The organism is Segatella bryantii (genome assembly GCF_022024215.1).
Lineage (GTDB): Bacteria > Bacteroidota > Bacteroidia > Bacteroidales > Bacteroidaceae > Prevotella > Prevotella bryantii.
This window is the reverse complement of sequence record NZ_CP091798.1, coordinates 2,170,344-2,187,363: the sequence shown is the minus strand read 5'-3', so window position 1 is coordinate 2,187,363 and position 17,020 is coordinate 2,170,344. Positions and strand designations below refer to the sequence as shown.

Below are 17,020 nucleotides of genomic sequence, written 5' to 3'. Positions count from 1 at the left end.
AGATGATAACAGCAGACCAGTTAAAAAATGTTATGGAGCGTACTGAAGCTCTATATCGTTATTTGAATATAGATCAGAAAAAAGTAGAGTTCGAGGAAGAACAACTACGCACACAGGCTCCTGATTTTTGGGATGATCCTAAATATGCTCAGGAACAAATGAAAAAAGTCAAGGAAATCCAAAAGTGGCTTGATGGTTATAAAGAGGTTAGGCAATATGCAGACGAACTTCAGTTAGCTTTTGAATTCTATAAGGATGAAATGGTTACTGAAGAAGAAGTTGATGACGATTATGCTAAAGCTATTAAGGCTATTGAGAATCTTGAGTTGAAGAATATGCTTCGTCAGGAAGAAGACAGTATGGATGCTGTATTGAAAATAAATTCTGGTGCTGGTGGTACAGAAAGTCAAGATTGGGCTTCTATGTTGATGCGTATGTATATGCGTTGGTGTGAGGCTCATGGATATAGCGTAAAGATTACCAATATGCAAGATGGTGATGAAGCTGGTATTAAGAGTGTGGAAATGACGATTGAGGGCGGTGAGTTCGCTTACGGTTTCCTAAAGAGTGAGAATGGCGTACATCGTTTAGTTCGTGTCTCTCCATACAATGCTCAAGGTAAGCGTATGACTAGTTTCGCTTCTGTTTTCGTTACTCCTCTTGTAGATGATACTATCGAAATTTATGTTGATCCTGCCAAGGTTTCTTGGGATACTTTCCGCTCAGGTGGTGCTGGTGGTCAGAATGTGAATAAGGTTGAGTCTGGAGTTCGTCTTCGTTATCAGTATGAGGATCCTGATACTGGTGAGCATGAAGAGATCCTGATTGAGAATACGGAGACACGAGATCAACCTAAAAACCGTGCTAAGGCTATGTTACTGTTGAAGTCACAGTTATATGATCGGGCGTTGAAAAGAAAGCAAGCAGAACAGGCTAAAGTTGAAGCTGGTAAGAAAAAAATTGAGTGGGGAAGTCAAATCCGTAGCTATGTATTTGATGACCGTCGCGTAAAAGATCACCGAACTAATTACCAGACTTCTGATGTGGATGGAGTTATGGATGGTAAATTAGATGAATTTATCAAATCATATTTGATGGAATTTGCTGCAGTCGATGCTGCTTCTGCAGAATAATCGAATTATAAACCTTTAAAACAACATATCATGGGTACTAATAAAGCACTAAGAAAGGCAAAGCATGATGCTTATATGGCCAAACAAGAAAAACAAGGAAGAAAAGTAGTCAATTGGATTTTTGGCATTCTGATTGTACTAGCTATTATGTTTGCAATATTTACAGTCTATATTGTATAATGAGTGGATTTGAAATAGAAAGGAAATTTTTAGTCAAGAAAGGCGACGCGTTTAAACGTGCCGCCTTTTCTTGCAGTCATATTGTGCAGGGATATATTCCTGCTGATGGTGCTACAGTTCGTATTCGGATTCGTGATAATCAGGCTTACCTTACGATAAAAAGCCATTCGGTGGATGGGGGATTGTCTCGTTATGAATTTGAAAAAGAAATTACCATGGATGAGGCTCAGCATCTTATCAAACTATGTAAGGGTGGGGTGATAGATAAGCATCGGTATTTGGTAAAATCAGGAAATCATACTTTTGAAGTAGACGATTTCCATGGTGAAAATGTGGGCCTTATTATGGCTGAAGTAGAGTTATCAAGTACAGAAGAAGAATTTGAAAAACCAGAATTTATAGGAATAGAGGTAACAGGTGATAAGCGATTTTACAATTCACATTTATTAGAGAATCCTTTCTCTTTATGGAAGAATACTTTGCCAGAAGAGTACATATAAGTGATATAAAAGTAAGAAGACTAAGAAATTGATATATTATCTGGATATTTTCTTTCGTTTTTGCATAAAAGGATATATTTTTTTTATACTTTTGCAGTGTAAATCGAAAAGAAGAATTTTATGTCAAATACAGAGAGAGTAAATTTTGGTAGTAAGTTAGGTGCAATATTGGCTACGGCAGGTTCTGCTGTCGGATTAGGTAATGTATGGCGTTTTCCATATATGGCTGGTGAAAACGGAGGTGCGGCGTTTATTCTGATTTATTTTGGATGCGTTTTGATATTGGGTTTGCCATGTATGCTAGGTGAATTTATTATAGGTCGTCATGGTGCTTCTAATACATATCGAGCTTATAGCAAGATTTCTGGTGGAAGTTCATGGAAGTATATAGGTTTTCTTGGTGTATTAACCGGTTTTTTGATTACAGGTTATTATGCTGTTGTTGCCGGTTGGTGTTTGCAGTATGTTTTTGCAACTATAACCGGACAACTTCATGGTGATCCTCAATATTTTGCTGATTATTTCAGTAATTTTTCTATGGATCCTTTAATGCCATTATTTTGGACGTTAGTAGTTATTATTGTAACCCATGTGGTCATTATTAATGGTGTAAGAGGAGGTATAGAGAAAATATCGAAGATGCTCATGCCAACTTTGTTTATCTTGTTGGTTATGATGGTTGTTGCAGCATGCCTGCTTCCGAATGCGTCAAAGGGTATAGCTTTTCTCTTTGTTCCTGATTGGGGTAAAGTTACGTCTGATGTTTTTCTTGGAGCCTTAGGGCAGTCTTTTTACTCATTGAGTATTGCTATGGGATGTATCTGTACATTTGCTTCTTATTTTTCTCGTCAGACGAATTTGATTAAATCTGCTCTCCAGATTAGTGCATTGGACAGTTTGGTAGCTATTTTGGCTGGATTGGTGATATTTCCGGCTGCATTCTCTGTTGGTGTTCAACCGAATAGTGGAGCCTCATTGGTATTTATAACTTTGCCAAATGTATTTCAGCAAGCTTTTGGCAACCAACCTCTTATAGGTGTTATCGTATCTTTGATGTTTTATGGTTTACTTTCTTTAGCAGCTTTGACCTCTTTAATATCTCTTCATGAGGTAAGTACGGCTTTTTTATATGAAGAGTTGCATATAAGCCGTAAGAAGGGTGCATTGATAGTTACTATCTCGACTTTGGTTATAGGTTCTATTTGCTCGTTATCATTAGGAAATTGGAGCGGTTTGTCTTTCTTTGGGAAACCATTATTCGAAGTCTTTGATTTTGTAACAGGGCAGATTTTTTTGCCAATAGGTGGTTTCCTTACTTGTATATTCTTGGGGTGGATTGTACCTAAGCAAGTGGTTAAAGATGAGTTTACGAATTGGGGAACATTAAAGGGTACTTTTTTTAATTTCTTTTTGTTCACTATGCGTTTTGTTTGTCCTGTATGTATATTGGTCATCTTTCTTCATCAGTTGGGAGTAATTTAAGTGTAGCCAATAAAGGTAAGATAGCTGAATAATTTTTTATGGAAAATAGAGGAAGTTTTGCTACAAAAATCGGTGTAATTTTAGCTACAGCAGGTTCTGCTGTGGGTTTGGGAAATATTTGGAGATTTCCTTATATGACAGGTCAAAATGGTGGCGCAGCTTTTATTGCTGTTTATTTTGTCTGTATTTTGTTATTAGGAATACCTGGTGTTATTGCAGAATTTGTTATAGGACGTCATTCGGGAACCAATGCAGCAAGGGCTTATCGTAATTTAAGTTTAAAAGGCCCTTGGGGGCTTATTGGTTATATGGGTGTCTTTACCTCTATGATTATATTGGGCTTTTATGCTGTTATTGCTGGATGGTGTCTTCAATATCTGTTCGCTTCCTTAACAGCAAAGATAAATGGAGATGCTGTTTATGTGCAACAATACTTCAAGGAGTTCTCTTCTAATCCAATAGAACCTACTTGTTGGACAATTTGCTTTATTTTATTAACACACTTTGTTGTGGTTAGAGGTGTTCGTAACGGTATAGAGAAGGCCTCTAATATCTTGATGCCAACCTTATTTGTTTTGTTGGTTATCATAGTGATAGCATCATGTTCTTTGCCAAATGCTTCTAAGGGAATTGAGTTTTTGTTTCAAGTAGATTGGAGCAAATTATCGTCTTCTGTTATTTTTGATGCTTTGGGGCAGGCATTTTTTTCTTTAAGCCTAGGTACGGCTTGCCTTTGCACGTATGCTTCTTATTTCAATAGGCAAACTAATTTGGTAAAATCAGCTGTTGTTATAGCGCTTATAGATTCGTTTATTGCAATTTTAGCTGGTTTGATGATTTTTCCTGCAGCATTCTCTATTGGAGTTAATCCTGATAGTGGACCATCTTTAATTTTTATAACACTGCCAAATGTATTTTATCAAGTATTCTCGGGTGTTCCAGTTTTAGGAAATATTATATCTGTGTTATTTTATTTCCTTTTGTCATTGGCAGCATTGACATCTACTATTTCTATGCATGAAATTGGTACGGCTTTTTTTTATGAGGAATTAAAAATACCTCGTAAGCAGGGAGCTTGCATCGAAACTGCTGTTTGTATGGTGATAGGTATATTATGCTCTTTGTCTTTTGGTGCTAATCAGTTCTTGACGGAATTTATAGCAAATAAGTCTTTTTTAGATTGTTGTGATTATCTTACTTCAAATATTCTACTTCCATTAGGTTCTTTCTTTACTTGTATATTCTTGGGATGGTTTGTTTCCAAGAAAATTGTAAAAGATGAATTCACAAATTGGGGTACATTAAAGAGTACTTTCTATGGTATTTGGATCTTTACTGTTCGGTTTATTTGTCCAGTATTAATAGCACTCATTTTTTTACGTCAATTGGGAATAATAAAAATATAATAGCTACGTTTTATAGATATATGGCTTAAGTATGTTATATATTCTAGAATGATGCGAAATTATTTGAAGCATATTTTTTATCTTCAGCGCAACGATAGAAAGGCTCTTTTTGTTTTATTGTTAATCACTGTTGTTTGTATCTTTATCTTTTTTTATATTGATACAAGTTATACTCGTGTAGATATGTCTCACGAAGACTCATTGCGGTTTTATGGAAATTCGGTGTCGCAATTGAATGGTCGTAATCATGTACCTGCAGAGTATTATCAAGTAGAAGGCAAAAATGTAGCTTTGTTTCCATTTGATCCTAATACAGCAGATAGTACACAGTTATTGGCTTTAGGATTGCAGGCTTGGCAAGTAAGAAGTATTTATCGATATCGTGCTAAGGGTGGTATTTACCGTAGACCTGAAGATTTTGCCAGATTGTATGGATTGACAAAAAAGCAATATCGTGCATTGGAACCTTATATTCAGATTAGTGATGATTATCAACCTTCTGCAGAGTTGTTTCCTGAATCATCCGTTTCTCATGCAGAAAAAAATCGTTCTTTTGAGCGTGATACATTGAAATATCCTCAAAAGTTAAAGGTGGGACAATATATATCTTTGAATACGGCTGATACTACAATGTTGAAAAAGGTTCCTGGCATTGGTAGTACTTTTGCTTCTCGTATTGTTCGTTATCGAGAGCAGTTAGGTGGATATTTCAGTGTATCTCAACTTTTGGAGATAGATGGGTTTCCTGAAGAGGCCTTGAAATTTTTTGTTATAAACAATAAGAGTATCCACAAGTTAAATGTAAATAAACTGTCTTTAAATCAGCTTCGTAAGCATCCATATATTAATTTTTATCAGGCTCGTGAAATATGTGATTATCGTAGATTAAAAGGGCCCTTGAATAGCTTGTCAGAGCTGCATCTTTTTAAAGACTTTTCTGCTGAAGACATACAGCGACTGTCACCTTATGTATCATTTTAATATAAAAAGCACTAAATGAATCATCCATTTAGTGCTTTCTGTCGGGATTAGGCGACTCGAACGCCCGACCCCTACGTCCCGAACGTAGTGCGCTACCAACTGCGCTAAATCCCGATTTGCAATGCAAAGTTACACTAAAAAAACGAATAATCAATTTTTTTTGAGAGAAAATTAGAAGAAAATTTGTGGGAATCAAAAAAATGTTTTATCTTTGCACTCGCAATTCAGAAATGGTACCTTAGCTCAGGTGGTAGAGCAATGGACTGAAAATCCATGTGTCCTTGGTTCAACTCCAAGAGGTACCACAGATAAGCGATTACGTTTTACGTAATCGCTTTTTTTAGTTCTTATATTTTGTTCTTATTTGAGTGCTGACAAATGCAGTTATCTCTTTTGTGTATAGTCATCGTTCTGAATTTCATGTTGAGTGCGTCAAAAGTAAGTAACTTATTGGTAAGTAATTCGCCTGAGCCTGTAAGGTATTTCAGTACTTCGGCCGCTTGTATTGTACCAAGCATACCAGCGATGGCTCCAAATACTCCGGTCTCATGGCTACGTGGTACATCATTTTCGGCAGGTGGCTCTTGTAAGTAGCATCGATAACAGGTTGTGCCAGGTACATGTGTAAAAGTCTGTCCGGTAAAGGCTCGAATTGCACCATGTGAGAAAGGCTTCTTCAACTTGATACATGTATCGTTGATAAGAAATTTAGTTTGAAAATTATCTGTTGCATCTACAATAAAATCCCAGGATGAGATAATTTTTTCTGCGTTATCGGATGTAAGACGGGTATGATAGGTAGTAACTTTAGTGTCAGGGTTAAGTCTTTCTATTTTTTCTTGAGCACTCTCAACTTTTAATCGTCCTAAATCGGGTGTAGAGTGTATAATTTGGCGTTGTAGATTAGACAGATCTACGCGATCTGCATCTATAATACCAATATGACCAACACCAGCAGCGGCAAGATAAAGCGCAATAGGAGAGCCCAGACCTCCAGATCCGACTATCAGTACTTGTGCATTTAGAATTTTTTCTTGGCCTTCTATACCAATAGAAGGAAGTAGAATGTTACGATGATATCTTTCTTTTTGTTCTGAGGTTAAATCAGTCATATTTTATTTATTTATTATGATAAGAGCTGAAACTGGGTAAAAAGTTTCAGCTCTTATTAATATATAGTGATAGTTCTTAATTTATAATAATTCAGGAAGCTGGAATAGCTTAATGCCGTTAGAGCCTTTAATAAGGATATAATATCCGGAAAGGTTCTCCTGTCGTATAGCCTCTTTTACTTCATCCACATTGTGGAATTTGGTAAAATTACAGTTCGTCTTTTCAAATTCTTCACCTACTAACCATACTTTATCAATATTGCATTCTTTGAGCATGTCAGCAATCTTCTGATGCTCTGCGTCAGAAACGTTACCTAATTCACGCATATCGCCAAGTATAGCCATTTTGGGTGAAACTGCCATGACTTTGAAATTTTCAAGGGCGGCAGCCATGCTAGAAGGATTGGCATTGTAGGCATCTACGATTAACTTGTTATTTTCTGTAACAGTAAGTTGACTTCTATTGTTGCTCGGGCAGTAATTTTCTAGGGCATGATTAATCTGTACAGGATCAACCCCGAAATGCAAGCCTATAGTAATAGCAGCTAACATATTGTCGATATTATATGCACCAATCAGTTGTGTCTGAACTTCGTATAACTGAGGTTCGCCTTCTTTTCTCCAATTAAATTTCAGGAATGGTGCACAGCTGAGCACTTCACCTTGGATGTTGGCATCTTCATCTTGGCCATAGGTAATTACGCGGTTGATGTTGCGTTGCTGAACCATCTTTACAAGATGTGGATTGCTTTCATTAAGAAATACTAAAGCATCGTTTTCAGCTAAAAAGTCATACAATTCACCTTTGGTCTTTTTGACGCCTTCAAAACTTCCAAAGCCCAGTAAGTGAGCACGACCAACATTGGTAATCATACCACAAGTCGGTTCTACATATTTGACAAGAACATCGATGTCTCCAGGATGGCTTGCACCCATCTCTACAACTGCGATTTCATGTTCCTTATTTAGTCTCAGTAAAGTCTTTGGTACACCGATGTCATTATTAAAATTTCCTTCGGTATGCATTACATTATATTTTTCACCGAGTACAGCAGAAACTAGTTCTTTTGTAGTTGTTTTTCCGTTAGTACCAGTGATACCAATAACAGGTATATCAAACTGTCGACGATGTTCTCTTGCTAGTTCTTTGAATGTGGTTAGGGTATTGTCGGTAAGAATATATCTTGAGTCACCTTCGACGGCATATTCTTTCTCATCGATAATCGCATAGGAACAACCTTTTTCCAAAGCCGAGGCAGCAAACTTGTTACCATCGAATGATTCGCCTTTCAAAGCAATGAAGATACTATCTTGAGGACAGTCACGGCTATCTGTTGTAACCGTAGGATGCTCTTGATAGATTTTGTAGAGTTCTTTTATATCCATGATGTGATAAATATTTGAATGCAAAAGTACAAAAAAAACTGTAAGCTACTGCTTTTTCTCAATTAATATTCTTAATTTTGCAGTAATATGACAGCGCAAAATGACTATATGATAAATGTCCATGGACAACTGCTTTCGTTACAGAAACCAGTTGTTATGGGTATCTTGAATTGTACCCCCGACAGTTTCTTTGCCGGAAGTCGTAAACAAACAGAAGTAGAAATAGCTGAACGAACTTGGCAGATTATCAATGAAGGTGGTTCTATCATTGATGTTGGTGCTTTTTCGACTCGTCCTGGTGCTCAAGAAGTCTCGGAAGAAGAGGAAATGCGTAGATTACGTTTTGCATTGGCTATCGTACGCCGTGAATCTCCTTCTTCTATCGTTTCTGTCGATACTTATCGTCCGAATGTAGCTCGTATGGCAGTGGAAGAATATGGGGTAGATATTATCAATGATGTTTCTGAAGGTGGAATCACGGGGATTGTAGATACTCCTTTAGAATCTTCAAAAGAAAGGGAATATCCAGAAATTTTCCAAATGATGGGAAAATTAAAAGTTCCTTATATCCTGATGTCTGTACAGGGTAATCTACATGATATGATATATCGTTTTTCTCGTGAAATAGAGCAGCTTCATGAATTGCAAGTTAAGGATATAATTCTTGATCCTGGCTTTGGATTTGGTAAAACGATAGAGACTAATTACCAGATACTTAACGAAATGGATAAGTTAGAAATATTTGGCCTGCCGGTATTGGCTGGAGTATCTCGTAAGCGCATGATACATCAACTTATTCAGGTGCCTGCTGATGAAGCATTGAATGGTACAACTGTTGTGGATACCATGGCACTGATGAAAGGTGCAAAAATACTTCGTGTACATGATGTATTGGAGGCTTCTCAAGCTGTAACCATATATAATCAATTGATTTCTTCTTCTCAAGTGTAGACTCTATGATCGTATTTGGAATAAAGGATATTATCGATGTTTTTCTCGTGGCGTTGATGCTTTATTACATCTATCGCTTGATGAAAGAGTCACGGTCTCTTAATGTCTTTTTGGGTATCATGTTATTCGTTTTAATTTGGCTATTTGTTAGTCAAATTGTCGAAATGAAATTATTGGGCTCAATATTAGATAAGTTGGTCAGTGTCGGAGTGATAGCGCTTATTGTAATTTTTCAGGAAGATATTCGCAAATTCCTGTATGAATTAGGCACCCAGAAAGGTATACGTCGCTTGGTAAATTTCTTTAAGTCTAATAGAAACTCTACTAAAGAAGAAGATAAAGAGACGATTATACCAATTGTTATGGCTTGTATGAGTATGAGCAAAAAATATGTTGGTGCTCTGATCGTCATAGAGCGTGGCGTACCTTTAACTGATATTGTAGATACGGGTGAACTTATTGATGCTCGTATAAACCAGCGTTTGATAGAAAATATTTTTTTCAAAAATTCTCCGTTGCATGATGGGGCGATGGTTATATCTCGTAAACGTATAGAAGCTGCAGGATGTATACTTCCTGTCAGCCATAATCAAGATATTCCGAAAGAATTAGGACTTCGCCATCGTGCAGCTATGGGTATTTCTCAAAATAGTGATGCCATTGCAATAGTAGTTTCCGAAGAAACGGGTAGAATATCTGTAGCTATAAAAGGCGAATTTCATCTTCGCCTTTCTGCAGAAGAGTTGGAGAGTGTTCTTACGCGTGAGATTTAGAAAAAAAAGCAGTTTCTTTCTCATCTATCTACATATTTTTTCGTACTTTTGCAAAGCAGATGTTACAATTTTTAATAATACGATCTACTGAAATTTAAATTTTAAAATATATTATATTATGGATTTATTACAGCAAATTATTGCGCGTGCAAAAGCAAACAAGCAGCGTATTGTGCTCCCTGAGGCAGAAGAAGAGCGCACATTAAAAGCTGCCGATAAGGCTCTTGGTGATGACTTGGCAGATCTTATCCTCATCGGTAACCCTGATAATTTGAAGGCTCTTGCTGATAAATGGGGTCTTAAGAATATCGACAAGGCAACTATCGTTGATCCTCAAAACAATCCTAAGACAGAAGAGTATGCAGCTGCTTTGGCTGAACTTCGCAAGAAAAAGGGTATGACTATAGAGCAGGCTCGTGAATTGGTAACCAAGAACAATCTATACTTGGGTTGTATGATTATCAAGACAGAGGGTGCTGATGGTCAGATTTCTGGCGCATTGAGTACCACAGGTGATACTCTTCGTCCTGCGTTGCAGATTATCAAGTGTGCTCCTGGTATTACTTGTGTTAGTGGTGCAATGTTGCTGATTACCAATCAGCCTGAGTTTGGTGAAAATGGTGTTGTTGTTATGGGTGATGTTGCTGTTACTCCTAATCCTTCAGCAGATCAGCTTGCTCAGATTGCTTATACTACTGCTCAGACTGCAGGAAGTGTAGCTGGCTTTGCTGATCCTCGCGTTGCTATGTTAAGCTTCTCTACTAAGGGTAGTGCTAAAGATGCTATCGATAAGGCTACTGGTAAGAGTGTATATATTATTGACAAGGTAGTTGAGGCTACTAAGATTGCTAAAGAAAAATTCCCTACACTTCATGTTGATGGTGAACTTCAGGCAGATGCTGCTCTTGTTCCAGGTGTTGCTGCTAAGAAGGCTCCAGGTAGCGAAATCGCAGGTAAGGCTAATGTCTTGATTGCTCCTAATTTGGAAGTTGGTAATATCGGTTATAAACTCGTTCAGCGTCTTGGTGGTGCTATTGCTATTGGCCCAATCCTCCAGGGTATCGCACGTCCTGTTAACGATTTGTCTCGTGGTTGTTCTGTAGATGATATCTATTATATGATCGCAATTACAGCTTGTCAGGCTCAGGATGCTAAAAAGGCATAAACTTTTTTCTCTAATTCAATAATTTAAAAATCAGATAGATGAAAATTCTTGTATTGAACTGTGGTAGTTCATCAATCAAGTATAAATTATATGATATGGCCAACGAGTCTGTATTGGCTCAGGGTGGTGTAGAACGTATTGGTATCGATGGTGCTTTTATTAAAGTAACTTTACCAAACGGAGAAAAGAAACAGATTAATGCAGAACTCCCTACTCATAAAGAGGGTGTAAACTTGGTATTCAAATGCCTTCTTGATAAAGAGTTTGGTGCTATTAAAGATTTGAAGGAAATCGACGCTGTTGGTCATCGTATTGTGCAGGGTGGTGATAAGTACAATCAGTCTGTCATTGTAGACCAAAGTGTAGAGGAAGGTATAGAGGAATTGTGTGATTTGGCTCCTGTACATAATGCAGGTCACTTAAAAGGTATCCGTGCTGTAGATGCTTTGATGCCTGGTACTCCTCAGGTTTGTGTATTTGATAATGCATTCCATAGTACAATGCCTGATTATGCATATCTTTATGCTATCCCTTACGAGGTGTATGAAAAGTATCATGTACGTCGTTATGGTTTCCATGGTACATCTCATCGTTATGTATCAAAGCGTGCTATCGATATGTTGGGTCTCGATCCTAACAACTCTAAGATTGTAACTTGCCATATTGGTAATGGTGCTTCTTGTTCTGCAGTTGTTAATGGTAAGGTGATGGATACTTCTATGGGACTAACACCATTGGCTGGCGTTATGATGGGTTCTCGTTCTGGTGATATCGATCCTTCTGCTGTAACTTATATTATGGATAAGTTGGGTAAGCAGCCACAAGAAATGGCTGATTATCTTAATAAGGAGAGTGGTTTACTTGGTATTAGTGGTGTTTCAAGCGACATGCGTGATGTTTATGACGCTTCAGTTGCAGGCAACAAGCGTGCTCAGCTTGCTATTAAGATGTACACCTATCGTATCAAGAAATATATCGGTTCTTATGCAGCTGCTATGGGTGGTGTTGATGCTATCATCTTCACTGCTGGTGTAGGTGAGAATCAAGCTCAGATTCGTCAGTACTCTTTAGAGGGACTTGAATTCCTTGGTGTTGAGCTCGATAAAGAAGTGAATCTTGGTATTCATGGTAAAGAAGCTGTTATTTCTACAGCTAATTCGAAGGTTAAAGTTGCTGTTATCCCAACTGACGAGGAAATCGTTATCGCAAGAGATACTCAGGAACTTGTATCTAAGTTGTAATGACTGCGAAGTTCGACTTCGTTAACTATATAAAGGATTCTCTTCTTCGTTCTTGCAAGTAGAGAATCCTTTTCAAAAAAAGCATGGAACAACCACTAGACAAAACTATATTTTATAAGACAAACAAATCAAAAACAAATTACAAACAAACAACTTTTTAAGTACTAAAACACTACGCAAATGAAGAATAAAATTGTAACCTTTGGTGAAGTCCTCTTAAGACTCTCTAAATTTGGCAGAAAACGCTTATTTCAGCCAGGAGAATTTATTGAAAATTTTGGTGGAAGTGAAGCCAATGTGGCTGTTTCATTGTCTACTTTAGGTGACAATGTGCAATACATTAGTCGCTTGCCTGATAACCTTCTAGGCAAATCAATCCAAATGACGCTCCGTAATTATAATGTCAATACTGATAGTATGATATGGGGTGGTGATCGTTTGGGATCTTATTATTTTGAGGAAGCTGCAGCCATGCGTAACTCTAGTGTGGTATACGATCGTAATGATTCTTCTTTTTATACGATTAAGCCTGGAATGATAGACTGGGAAAAGGCTTTCAGTGATGCTGCTATCTATCATTTCTCTGGTATTAGCTGTGCTATTAGTCGTGATTCCTTGGATGCTACTTGGGAATCTGTCAAGAAAGCTAAAGCTGCTGGTATTCCTATATCTTTTGATGTAAATTATCGCAAGAATTTATGGAAATTTGGTTCTGATGCTCAGGATGTTTTGCAGATATTTGCAGAGAAGGCTGATATTATCTTTGGTGATCAGGGTGAATATGAGGTGATTTCTGGTATGCCTGCCATTCCTTTTAAAGCTCTGGATGCCAATTATGAAATAGAAAGAGATGAATATCAGGCTTATTTCGATAAGGTACAGGAGATGTATCCAAAATGTAAAATATTTGTAATGGCTATACGTAACCAGATAGCAAGTACACATCATACTCTTACGGGTATGCTTTATATACAAGGTAAACTCTATACTACACGTATCTATGATATTAGTCCTATTGTAGACCCTATGGGTGTGGGAGATGCCTTTATTGCTGCTTATTTGCATGCTTATCAACATTGGAATGATGACCCTCAGCGTTGTCTTGATTTTGCTTTGACAGCTTCTTCATTAAAGAATACCATTCCTGGTGACTTTAATTTAAATACAGAAGAGGAAATAGAACTCGTCATGAATTCAAATGGTCCTATCAAATTTGATGTAGAATAATTAATTTTATACAGATAATTTATATAAGGCAACAGTAAAAAACTGTTGCCTTTATTTGTTGTTTTATAAAAAAAAAGTCAAAATTTGATTCTTACTCTTGTATAATAAGAAAAATATTTGTATTTTTGTAGAACTTTTATAAGCTAAGAATAAATAAAATCCAACTAAATTTTGTGACTTTGAAAAAATTTCGATACTTGTATCGGAATTAAGATATATTGTGGTTTTTAAGTAAAGACTGCAAGTAAGAGACTACTTGAGTTAATTAAAGTTTAAAGTACTAGTACGTGGGCTGATTTAGCTGGGAAGCAAAGTCAGTCCTTTTTTATTTTTATTTTTTCTTATTGTTCTTTCTCTTTTTCTTGGTGGTTAATATTGTTTTTATTATCTTTGCAAGCGAAAGAATACAAATAAAGTTTTGAATAATAGATGTTTGATGCGAATAAATCAACTTTAAGCAAGAAAGCCTTGTCGTGATGACAAGGCTTTTTAAATGGATTATGTTGATTAATTTATGGTATACTTTCACCTTCGACATATTGTTCTAGGAACATGTGCTCTCCATCAAAAACGGCATAAGTAAATTGCCAAATCCAATCACCTAAAATAAGCATTCTGCTCTTTTTACTGAGTTTTAAATCAAGTTCAATATGCCTATGACCATAAAGAAAGTAATCAATGTTGGTATGAGTTTGCATATATTGCTTGGTAAATCTTATAAGATCTTCCTTATTCTCGCCCTTATATGGTTCTTCTTTACCGTCAGGTCGTTTCAATCTGCTGTGCTTTGCCCAGTGGAGTCCTAATGAAATTCCCCAGCGTGGATGAATGGCATTAAATAGTTTTTGACATGTAGAATTGTGGAATATTTTGCGAAGAATTTGAAATTTAATATCAGGATCTCCTAGTCCGTCTCCATGTGCAAGAAAGAAAATCTTACCATAGATATCGGTTGTTATGGGTTTATGGTGAACTATGACACCACACTCTTCTTCCAAATAACCATACATCCAAATGTCATGATTTCCTGTGAAGAAATGAATTTCTACACCATTGTCAGTCAATTCTGAGATTTTTCCGAGAAATCGCGTAAATCCCTTAGGAACAACATATTTGTATTCATTCCAAAAGTCAAACATGTCGCCCAGCATGTAAATAGCTGAAGCTTTCTCTTTGATACTGTCGAGAAATCTTACCAATCTGCGTTCTTGTGTGCGTCTGTGCTCCACAGCCAGTGATCCTAAATGCGCATCACTTAAAAAGTAAACGTTTTTTCTCAATGTGTTGTTGTATTTATGCAAAACCTAGTTCTACTTTAGCTTCTTCGCTCATCATGCTTTGATCCCATGCTGGTTCGAAAACAAGATTTACGTTAGCAGCCTTTACTCCTTCGACACTTTCTACCTTTGTGCGAACATCTTCCAATATAAAATCGGCAGCAGGACATGAAGGGGCTGTAAATGTCATGTCAATATCCAGAATACCGTCATTCTGAAGGTCTATTTTGTATATCATTCCAAGATCCCATATGTTTACAGGTATCTCTGGGTCGTAAACGGTCTTAAGTACTTCTACGATTCGTTCTTCAATAATTGTTTTTTCTTCTTGTGTCATACTTTATCACTTTTCTGCAAAGATACATTATTATTTTGGAAAACGATTCTTGCTTTTAAAATTTCAATGATTTCTATATGATATGGTGTGCTTCACGATAGGAATAGTATACTCCATCTGTTACAATTACGTGATCAAGGAAATAGATTCTCATGATATCGCAGGCTTTCATAACTCGTTCTGTTAGTCTGTCGTCTTGTCTGCTTGGATTCGGATTATTGCTTGGATGGTTGTGGCTAAGTGCTAATACTGTTGCATTGCTTAGTATTGCTTCCTTCATGATGATTCTAATGTCAACAGCAGTTTCGCTTATTCCACCGTGTGATATCCTTATGGCTTTAATAAGTTTATAGTTCTGATTCATCAGGATAATCCAAGCTTCTTCAACGTCAAGATCTTGCATTCTTGGGTGCATATACTCATATATGTCGCTTGCACAGTTGAGAGATGTCTTTTTTTCTACTTCTTCTCGTTGCCTACGTTTGCCAAGCTCGCAAGCTGCAAGTATAGTAATGGACTTTGCCGGTCCTAAGCCATTATATTTTTCTAGGTCATTGAGTGACAATTTGCCAAGAGTGTTCAGGTTATTATTGCAGTCGTTCATAACCCTTTTCATTAAATCGACAGCACTTTCTTTTGATGATCCAGAACCTATAAGAATGGCTAATAATTCTGCATTGGAAAGATTCTCGGCACCAAGCCTTTCCATCTTTTCACGTGGCCGATCTTCTTCGGCCCATTCATTAATAGATAGTTTCTCGGACATTTAGTTCTTTCTTTAATTTTTCTATTTATAGAAATTTTTCTGGTAAGCACTGAATTCGCCCTTGTTTTTGATGCAGCGTTGCCACCATGCTTGAATAAAGCCACATCCATATCCTCCTAACTGTATATAGGCCGAAATGATACTAAGCATGCCTATTTTTATGCTCTTGTTCTGAAGAGTTGAATCTATAAATAATAGTAGAATATAAAGAATAATAGGTATAAGTGGAATTGTGGATACCCACAGAAAGTTGTGATTACCAGTAGTTATAAGTAGTATGAGCCCTATTATTGCTATTAGGCTTAAAGTAATCATACCTGTAGTGAATACTGCAGGTAGTAAATGTACTAGTTTAAGGCTTTCTGGGTATTTCTTGTAGAGATTTATTCGAGCTATGCCACTGTTGAATACTTGTCGCCAAAACTTTTTGAAATCTGTTCTTCTTTTGTGCCAAACCCAAGCTTCAGGAAATAATCGGCATTGGTATCCTGCTTTGTAAATTCTAATACTAAAATCTATATCTTCGCCAAATCTCATTTTGGAGAATCCACCAAGTGCTTGATAGACCTCTTTACGAATTCCCATATTAAATGAGCGAGGATAAAATTTGTCAAGTTTCTTTTTTCCTCCTCGAATACCACCAGTTGTAAAAAATGAGGTCATAGAGTAGGATATAGCCTTTTGAGTGTCTGTGAAAGATGGGTGAGCGCAATCAGGACCTCCAAAGCCATCAGCAGGTTCACGTTGGAGTTCGTTGTCTACAGATTTCAAATAGTTGTCTGGCAATACTACATCGCTGTCAAGGATTAATAAATATTCCCCTTGTGCTCTTGCTGCTCCAAAATTTCTACTTTGGCCAGGACCAGAATTTTCTTTCATGAAATAATGAATATCTAGCTGCGTCTTGTATTGATTACAAATGTCGTGGCATGGTATTTGTGAACCATCCTCAACAATGATGACTTCGAAATTTTGTATTGTCTGATGAGTTAGACTTTCCAAAAGTTCTTCCACTTCATTTGGGCGATTAAAAACAGGAACGATGATAGAGTATTTCATTATATCAGTAGTTAATGTAAAAAGTTAGGGGCGGATAAAGTCCG

At 36.9% G+C, this 17,020-nt stretch carries 17 protein-coding genes and 2 tRNA genes; 12 read left to right on the top strand and 7 right to left on the bottom strand.

Going from position 1 to position 17,020, the window contains the following annotated elements; translation table 11 throughout:
- Positions 1-2: 2 nt before the first annotated feature.
- The 6 genes from prfB to L6471_RS13375 all read left to right on the top strand — a co-directional run bounded on the left by prfB (position 3) and on the right by L6471_RS13375 (position 5,682).
- Complete coding sequence (gene prfB / locus L6471_RS13400) at positions 3-1,133, top strand: peptide chain release factor 2 (protein ID WP_006281580.1); 1,131 nt, start codon at positions 3-5, stop codon at positions 1,131-1,133.
- A gap of 30 nt (positions 1,134-1,163) precedes the next feature.
- Positions 1,164-1,313 (top strand): hypothetical protein, encoded by a 150-nt coding sequence (locus tag L6471_RS13395; RefSeq protein ID WP_027453164.1) that lies wholly within the window; start codon positions 1,164-1,166, stop codon positions 1,311-1,313.
- Positions 1,313-1,813 (top strand): CYTH domain-containing protein, encoded by a 501-nt coding sequence (locus L6471_RS13390; RefSeq protein WP_173651923.1) that lies wholly within the window; start codon positions 1,313-1,315, stop codon positions 1,811-1,813. The genes L6471_RS13395 and L6471_RS13390 overlap by 1 nt, the downstream gene beginning before the upstream one ends.
- A 120-nt stretch (positions 1,814-1,933) precedes the next feature.
- Positions 1,934-3,295 (top strand): sodium-dependent transporter, encoded by a 1,362-nt coding sequence (locus L6471_RS13385; protein ID WP_237797441.1) that lies wholly within the window; start codon positions 1,934-1,936, stop codon positions 3,293-3,295.
- Between the two features lie 38 nt (positions 3,296-3,333).
- Entirely contained in the window at positions 3,334-4,701 is a 1,368-nt protein-coding gene (locus tag L6471_RS13380) for a sodium-dependent transporter (RefSeq protein ID WP_006281577.1), read from the top strand.
- A 48-nt stretch (positions 4,702-4,749) separates the two neighbouring features.
- Entirely contained in the window at positions 4,750-5,682 is a 933-nt protein-coding gene (locus L6471_RS13375) for a ComEA family DNA-binding protein (RefSeq protein ID WP_006281576.1), read from the top strand.
- A 41-nt stretch (positions 5,683-5,723) separates the two neighbouring features.
- Here L6471_RS13375 and L6471_RS13370 read toward each other — a convergent pair.
- Positions 5,724-5,796, bottom strand: a tRNA-Pro gene (locus L6471_RS13370).
- Positions 5,797-5,914: 118 nt separating this feature from the next.
- On the opposite strand from L6471_RS13370, the gene L6471_RS13365 reads away from it, so the two are divergent.
- A tRNA-Phe gene (locus tag L6471_RS13365) sits at positions 5,915-5,987 on the top strand.
- A 42-nt stretch (positions 5,988-6,029) separates the two neighbouring features.
- Here L6471_RS13365 and L6471_RS13360 read toward each other — a convergent pair.
- Together L6471_RS13360 and L6471_RS13355 are read right to left on the bottom strand one after the other, a co-directional pair.
- Positions 6,030-6,794, bottom strand: a complete 765-nt coding sequence (locus tag L6471_RS13360; RefSeq protein ID WP_237797440.1) for a HesA/MoeB/ThiF family protein — start codon at positions 6,792-6,794, stop codon at positions 6,030-6,032.
- Between the two features lie 81 nt (positions 6,795-6,875).
- Positions 6,876-8,180, bottom strand: coding sequence for a UDP-N-acetylmuramoyl-tripeptide--D-alanyl-D-alanine ligase (locus tag L6471_RS13355; protein ID WP_074547958.1), 1,305 nt, complete (start codon positions 8,178-8,180; stop codon positions 6,876-6,878).
- Between the two features lie 87 nt (positions 8,181-8,267).
- Between L6471_RS13355 and folP the strand changes: the two genes are divergently transcribed.
- The 5 genes from folP to L6471_RS13330 all read left to right on the top strand — a co-directional run bounded on the left by folP (position 8,268) and on the right by L6471_RS13330 (position 13,537).
- Positions 8,268-9,131: a dihydropteroate synthase gene (gene folP / locus L6471_RS13350; protein ID WP_094448240.1), complete on the top strand. Its 864-nt coding sequence runs from the start codon at positions 8,268-8,270 to the stop codon at positions 9,129-9,131.
- Between the two features lie 5 nt (positions 9,132-9,136).
- Positions 9,137-9,904: a diadenylate cyclase CdaA gene (gene cdaA, locus L6471_RS13345; protein ID WP_006281572.1), complete on the top strand. Its 768-nt coding sequence runs from the start codon at positions 9,137-9,139 to the stop codon at positions 9,902-9,904.
- A gap of 118 nt (positions 9,905-10,022) precedes the next feature.
- Positions 10,023-11,069 carry a phosphate acetyltransferase gene (gene pta, locus L6471_RS13340; RefSeq protein ID WP_006281571.1) on the top strand — a complete coding sequence of 349 codons (1,047 nt, stop codon included), beginning with the start codon at positions 10,023-10,025 and terminating at the stop codon, positions 11,067-11,069.
- A gap of 38 nt (positions 11,070-11,107) precedes the next feature.
- Positions 11,108-12,310 carry an acetate kinase gene (locus L6471_RS13335; protein ID WP_006281570.1) on the top strand — a complete coding sequence of 401 codons (1,203 nt, stop codon included), beginning with the start codon at positions 11,108-11,110 and terminating at the stop codon, positions 12,308-12,310.
- A gap of 180 nt (positions 12,311-12,490) precedes the next feature.
- The gene (locus tag L6471_RS13330; protein ID WP_006281569.1) at positions 12,491-13,537 is read left to right on the top strand and encodes a sugar kinase; all 1,047 of its coding nucleotides are present in this window, start codon (positions 12,491-12,493) and stop codon (positions 13,535-13,537) included.
- 512 nt (positions 13,538-14,049) lie between these two features.
- Here the strand turns inward: L6471_RS13330 and L6471_RS13325 are convergent.
- The 4 genes from L6471_RS13325 to L6471_RS13310 form a co-directional block, all read right to left on the bottom strand.
- On the bottom strand, positions 14,050-14,817 hold the full coding sequence (locus tag L6471_RS13325) for a UDP-2,3-diacylglucosamine diphosphatase (protein WP_006281568.1): 768 nt from the start codon (positions 14,815-14,817) through the stop codon (positions 14,050-14,052).
- A gap of 13 nt (positions 14,818-14,830) precedes the next feature.
- Positions 14,831-15,151, bottom strand: a complete 321-nt coding sequence (locus L6471_RS13320; protein ID WP_006281567.1) for a metal-sulfur cluster assembly factor — start codon at positions 15,149-15,151, stop codon at positions 14,831-14,833.
- 73 nt (positions 15,152-15,224) lie between these two features.
- Entirely contained in the window at positions 15,225-15,917 is a 693-nt protein-coding gene (radC, locus tag L6471_RS13315) for a RadC family protein (protein ID WP_094448406.1), read from the bottom strand.
- Between the two features lie 21 nt (positions 15,918-15,938).
- Positions 15,939-16,976 (bottom strand): glycosyltransferase, encoded by a 1,038-nt coding sequence (locus tag L6471_RS13310; RefSeq protein WP_094448405.1) that lies wholly within the window; start codon positions 16,974-16,976, stop codon positions 15,939-15,941.
- Positions 16,977-17,020 lie beyond the last annotated feature (44 nt).

Coding starts and splice junctions, on each gene's coding strand:
- L6471_RS13380 (WP_006281577.1), top strand. CDS start 3,334: ATGGAAAATAGAGGAAGTTTTGCTACAAAAATCGGTGTAATTTTAGCT.
- L6471_RS13390 (WP_173651923.1), top strand. CDS start 1,313: ATGAGTGGATTTGAAATAGAAAGGAAATTTTTAGTCAAGAAAGGCGAC.
- pta (WP_006281571.1), top strand. CDS start 10,023: ATGGATTTATTACAGCAAATTATTGCGCGTGCAAAAGCAAACAAGCAG.
- L6471_RS13355 (WP_074547958.1), bottom strand. CDS start 8,180: ATGGATATAAAAGAACTCTACAAAATCTATCAAGAGCATCCTACGGTT.
- L6471_RS13310 (WP_094448405.1), bottom strand. CDS start 16,976: ATGAAATACTCTATCATCGTTCCTGTTTTTAATCGCCCAAATGAAGTG.
- L6471_RS13375 (WP_006281576.1), top strand. CDS start 4,750: ATGATGCGAAATTATTTGAAGCATATTTTTTATCTTCAGCGCAACGAT.
- radC (WP_094448406.1), bottom strand. CDS start 15,917: ATGTCCGAGAAACTATCTATTAATGAATGGGCCGAAGAAGATCGGCCA.
- cdaA (WP_006281572.1), top strand. CDS start 9,137: ATGATCGTATTTGGAATAAAGGATATTATCGATGTTTTTCTCGTGGCG.
- prfB (WP_006281580.1), top strand. CDS start 3: ATGATAACAGCAGACCAGTTAAAAAATGTTATGGAGCGTACTGAAGCT.
- folP (WP_094448240.1), top strand. CDS start 8,268: ATGACAGCGCAAAATGACTATATGATAAATGTCCATGGACAACTGCTT.
- L6471_RS13360 (WP_237797440.1), bottom strand. CDS start 6,794: ATGACTGATTTAACCTCAGAACAAAAAGAAAGATATCATCGTAACATT.
- L6471_RS13395 (WP_027453164.1), top strand. CDS start 1,164: ATGGGTACTAATAAAGCACTAAGAAAGGCAAAGCATGATGCTTATATG.
- L6471_RS13320 (WP_006281567.1), bottom strand. CDS start 15,151: ATGACACAAGAAGAAAAAACAATTATTGAAGAACGAATCGTAGAAGTA.
- L6471_RS13335 (WP_006281570.1), top strand. CDS start 11,108: ATGAAAATTCTTGTATTGAACTGTGGTAGTTCATCAATCAAGTATAAA.
- L6471_RS13330 (WP_006281569.1), top strand. CDS start 12,491: ATGAAGAATAAAATTGTAACCTTTGGTGAAGTCCTCTTAAGACTCTCT.
- L6471_RS13385 (WP_237797441.1), top strand. CDS start 1,934: ATGTCAAATACAGAGAGAGTAAATTTTGGTAGTAAGTTAGGTGCAATA.